Origin of the sequence: Chamaesiphon sp. GL140_3_metabinner_50, assembly GCF_025361915.1 — a bacterium.
In the GTDB taxonomy this organism is placed as follows: domain Bacteria; phylum Cyanobacteriota; class Cyanobacteriia; order Cyanobacteriales; family Chamaesiphonaceae; genus Chamaesiphon.
Genome location: NZ_JANYJC010000282.1, coordinates 1 through 4,674, shown reverse-complemented (window position 1 = coordinate 4,674; position 4,674 = coordinate 1). Strand labels below are relative to the sequence as shown.

The window sequence follows — 4,674 nt, the reverse complement described above, 5'->3', positions numbered from 1 at the left end:
AACAGCCGTAACGCACCAATGTCGATACCAACGGATTTTATTTAGGATTGCTATAGATGCTGGATTTACAGATAAGTTTAAGGTGTGAGGATATTTTAGTAGGAATTACTCTCGATCTAAATGGATCTTTGCGATCGGTATGTAGATACTGAGCGATAGTATGGGAACAATACATAGGAAGTGTACAGTTCCACCACAATGCTCCCTACCACTGCGGAAGTAATCCGTCTGTTTGTGATTCCCATTTTAGGGATGATGTTGATGTTCGTCGTTCAACCACTGCTATTTTCAGGACAATGGTTGCGGTTAACAGATGTAAAGGTTCAGAGCTGGCTGAATAATCATTATATGCCGATGGCTGCCATCGTGCTGGCATCGTCGCTACTCGCCGTTGTTACGTGGGTAGCGTGGAATATTAAGTCGCCACACAAAACACCCGAAGCAGGAGCGCAGCGTGTCGGTTCGTGGTGGTTTATTTCGGTGATTCCCATTGTCGGAACTGTAATTGCGATCGTGTTATCTCGTCAAAGTATTTTAGCTCCAAAAAGTAGTGGTGATGCAATTTTACCGTTAATTATTCTGTTTGCGATCGATATTATTGTGATCTACTGGTTGACTACAGCTACAAGTACACCAGGCCCCGCACGACGTTTACCTCCGGGCGCAAATTTATTTAAGCGTTAAAAGATTCACTATGAGCAACAAATTATATATTATCGCAATTGGTGGATCTGGTGCCAAATGTGTCGAATCGATCGTCCAGATTGCCGCAACGGGTTTGTATACAAAAGAAGAGATTGAGGTCTTATTTGTCGATCCCGATGAGAATAATGGTAACGTCGATCGCGCGCGCAAAACGCTAAGTACCTATCAAGAATGTCAGCAATTAGTAACAGGTGGCAGCACCGAACAACAAATTGAGTGGATGTCTACACCGATTAAATCTTACGATTTATGGTCGCCATTTCAGGGTAAACTTGGCGGACGAGAATTAGCGAGTTATTTTAATTACGGCACAATGGATGCTGGTTTAGCTAATTTATTAGAAGTTCTCTATACTCCCGACGAGCGCAATCAGCAATTAGATGAAGGCTTTCGCGGTCGTCCGGCGATTGGTGCTGCTGTAATGAGTCAGATCGACCTCAAACGGCTGGAAATAGAGCCTTGGGGAAGTTTCATTCAAAGTATTAATAATGCTGTTGGTGCCCAAGGTAAGCAGGCTCGCGTGCTATTATGTGGCTCGATCTTTGGTGGAACTGGGGCATCGGGTATTCCCACAATTGCGCGGTTATTACGTAATAAATTAGAACAGCAAAATATTGCCGATCGAGTTAAATTAGGCGGTTTATTCCTTCTACCTTATTTTAGCTTTACAGTGCCACCTGGAGCAGAAACAAATGGATTATATGCAGCATCCGACCAGTTTTTGCTTAATACTGAATCGGCATTGCGCTACTATGTGACTCAGGCAAGTCAGTTATTTGATACCGTCTATCTGTTAGGCAATGAGAACACCTCAGAAGTAGAATTTAGCGTCGGGAATACCACTCAAAAAAATCGCCCGCACTTTGTCGAATTATATGCGGCTCTAGCTGTGCGCGATTTTCTAATCGAAGATCGAGATGATGCGTTAATGTCAATTACTCGCGACAAAGTGGGTGAGATTAAATGGAGCGATCTACCCGATGATTTTAATGTCAAAAAATTGATGACGAATGCTGCTCGACTCGCATATCTATGGACGAGCGATATTGAAAAAACAGCAAAGTATACGCTCGATAATGGCTTTAAAGTTGCCTGTAGAGATGAGCCTTGGTTGGATAAATACTACGATCTCCAAGCAGATAGTCAAGATCGCTTCGATTTGCCACATCAGCAAAAAGGCATCGAAATATTAAGCAGTTGGAGCCGGAGCTATTTACTCTGGCTTCAGGAATTACACTTCGATAAGATCGACAGGTTGCAGTTATTTAATACGCAAATTTTCGGCGATCTTAATGGTAATATTCAATTTCACAAGTTGCAGGAATTACTGCTGGGAGATACTCGCGAACAGCGGACTAAGCAAGACAAGGATGATATTGTCCGCATTAAAGATCGCTTGCGTCGTCATGAGGTGAAAAGTGTTCAAGGTATCAATCGCGGTACGGTTGGTTTGGCAAAATCTCTGTATCTAAATTCTCAGTTTAATTGATTCGATCGATCTAATTTGTTGGCTGGGTGGGTATTTAAAAACTTTGTGTTAGTGGGTGGCGGAGATCTACCCACCCCGCCTACGGCACCCCTCCGAGGAGGGGATTTTCCACCCAGTGTTCGCAGTAAGTTTAGTCCGCGTAGGCGGACGTTACGCATCACAAGCGGCGGTTTCAACCGCTGATTAACCAATTAACTTAAATCTAAAACTTATATGACAGTATTTGTTCTTCCCAAACTTAAAGATGCAGATTTACCAGCACCGAATAAAACTGGCAAATGGGAGCGATACGATAAGACTAAATTTGAAAGTGTTGCCAAAAGCTTAGATTATAAAGCACCAGGGGATAATAAAAAAATTAACTCGGTGCCGGATATGTGGGCGTTGCCCATGACATTAGATCTGCCATTATATAATACTCGTCACCCGCTACGGGAAGCTGCGATCGCGCAATGGCAAGGCATGTTAGCGGCGATTGCGTTGTCTAAAGTGCGTGGTTTTCAGCTCAAAGCTGAATTAATCGATCTCAATAAGCTCAAAGATAATTATCCCTTTGCAGCGGCGTTACATCAGCTCTTACCCAACTCTGGAAAGACTTTACATCAGCTCCCAAATAAACATCCCTGGGAAGAACTATATGTATGGAGTTGGAGAAATCAAGCTGTTGGGATTACTAGCCCGACGACGATTATTGCACCTGCGGCGGAAGCAAATTGGGACGGTTTGCCCTGGTGGAATCCTGAATTCAAACGCTTGGAAGCTCCCCATCGTCATTTAAATCCTGACGATAAACCATTACTCAGAGAATGGTTGAATAACTTATGGACAGAAGTTACCAATCCTATTTATCAAGGAGATAGTTATGCGATCGAAACCATCGCCAATCTATTAAAAGAATATAGTAAAACACTTACAGGCGAAACCGATCGATCGGATATTTTAGATCTCGATTCGCCCAATCACTTTGGCGTAGCCATCAATCGGGGCGTATTTAATGGACTAAATTATCCAATTAAAGGAAAAACAATCGATCTCAGCGCATCTCCCGTGCGAGTAATTCCGTCTGAAAATAAATTAGATAAAAAACCGCTGCTCTTAATCGATACCTACCTCGCCGAACATTGGGGCGTACCGAAACAAAATATCTGTATCTATGCCGACAAAACCCTCGAATCGCTAAATATCGATGACTTGCGATCGGGTAAAATGACTGACTGGGATAATAATATCAACTGGATTGAACCCAGTCAAATATTACTCCCAGATTTACATTTCATGGATGTCGAAAATGCCCTTCCTGGAGCATTCGCACCAACTACCAGCCAACCGTTACTATTCAATAAACAGAAGATTACGCCCTTATTACCCATCAACCGCATTTTATTAGATTACTTCACACCAGAAGATCTGATGAGACGATTAAAATTTGAGCCAGGAGATAGTAATAATACCGTCCGCGTCAAACTAAATCTGCCTCTGGTTGGCATGAATCCGACTAGCTCTCGTCCGAGTGAGTATCAAATCGTCAGAGAATATATCCTCGACGAGCGATATTTAATCAAAGAAATTCCTGTATTAGAAATCTATCCGCACTTCAAGATTGCAGGTGGTGGTTGGCATGAATATTATGCTTTCTATCACGATCCTAGTCGCGATAATAGTGCCTTCCAAGTCGCCTTTGATGATGCCCGCGACCCTCATGTATTTGAAGATGGTGGTAAGTACTTAACGACCAGATTAGAGGAGTTTCCGACGCATATTAACTGCCTGTATAAAGGTCACAATATCGGTGCGATCGTCATACCGACACCTGCATCGATTACCTTGACAGATACCTGGAAAGTAGGTGTAGATTTTGGAACATCTTTTACCAATGTTTATGTCAATCGGCATGGTAAGAATGAGTCATTACAATTAGATTCGCTTCATCTGAAAATTACTGATGCTGATGAAGAAACTCGCAACCCGGCTTTATTTGAATACTTTATTCCTGAAAATTTTGTTCCTCTTAATAAACCCCTACCATTATCGACGATCTTAACTCAGCGCGGACAAACACGGAATGATAAAAAGCGACCGATTTATGATGGACGAATTTATATACCCGATACTGGTTCTGGCTTCCGTCCCGATTCTAAATGGATGAAAACAGATATTAAATGGAAAGACAAAGATTTAAGCCAGCTATTTCTTCAGCATTTAGCTCTAATTATTAGTGCTTTAGCGGCTAAAGATGGTGCGAATAAAATTGAATGGTCGATCTCTTACCCTTCGGCTTTTTCTAAAGGTGAAACTCGTAAATATGTCAAAACTTGGGAAGATTTAATCGGTGAATTAGGTAAGCAAATGTCGATCGAACATATTGCTCCCAAGCAAGGCGAGACATCCTTCCGGACTGAGAGTTTAGCCATCGCTCAATATTTTGCAGATAAGGAAGATTGCAATCTAATTGGCAGTGCCTGTATCGATCTCGGTGGCGG

The 4,674-nt window shown here is 42.3% G+C and carries 3 protein-coding genes; all 3 read left to right on the top strand.

Annotated elements, in window-relative coordinates; translation table 11 throughout:
* Window positions 1-198 precede the first annotated feature (198 nt).
* Window positions 199-684 (top strand): hypothetical protein, encoded by a 486-nt coding sequence (locus tag Q0R35_RS13805; RefSeq protein WP_295619250.1) that lies wholly within the window; start codon window positions 199-201, stop codon window positions 682-684.
* Window positions 685-694: 10 nt separating this feature from the next.
* Window positions 695-2,194 (top strand): tubulin-like doman-containing protein, encoded by a 1,500-nt coding sequence (locus tag Q0R35_RS13800; RefSeq protein ID WP_295619247.1) that lies wholly within the window; start codon window positions 695-697, stop codon window positions 2,192-2,194.
* 213 nt (window positions 2,195-2,407) lie between these two features.
* Window positions 2,408-4,674: hypothetical protein (locus Q0R35_RS13795; RefSeq protein ID WP_295619242.1), on the top strand; the 2,267-nt coding region annotated here is incomplete at its 3' end.

Coding starts and splice junctions, on each gene's coding strand:
- Q0R35_RS13805 (WP_295619250.1), top strand. CDS start 199: ATGCTCCCTACCACTGCGGAAGTAATCCGTCTGTTTGTGATTCCCATT.
- Q0R35_RS13800 (WP_295619247.1), top strand. CDS start 695: ATGAGCAACAAATTATATATTATCGCAATTGGTGGATCTGGTGCCAAA.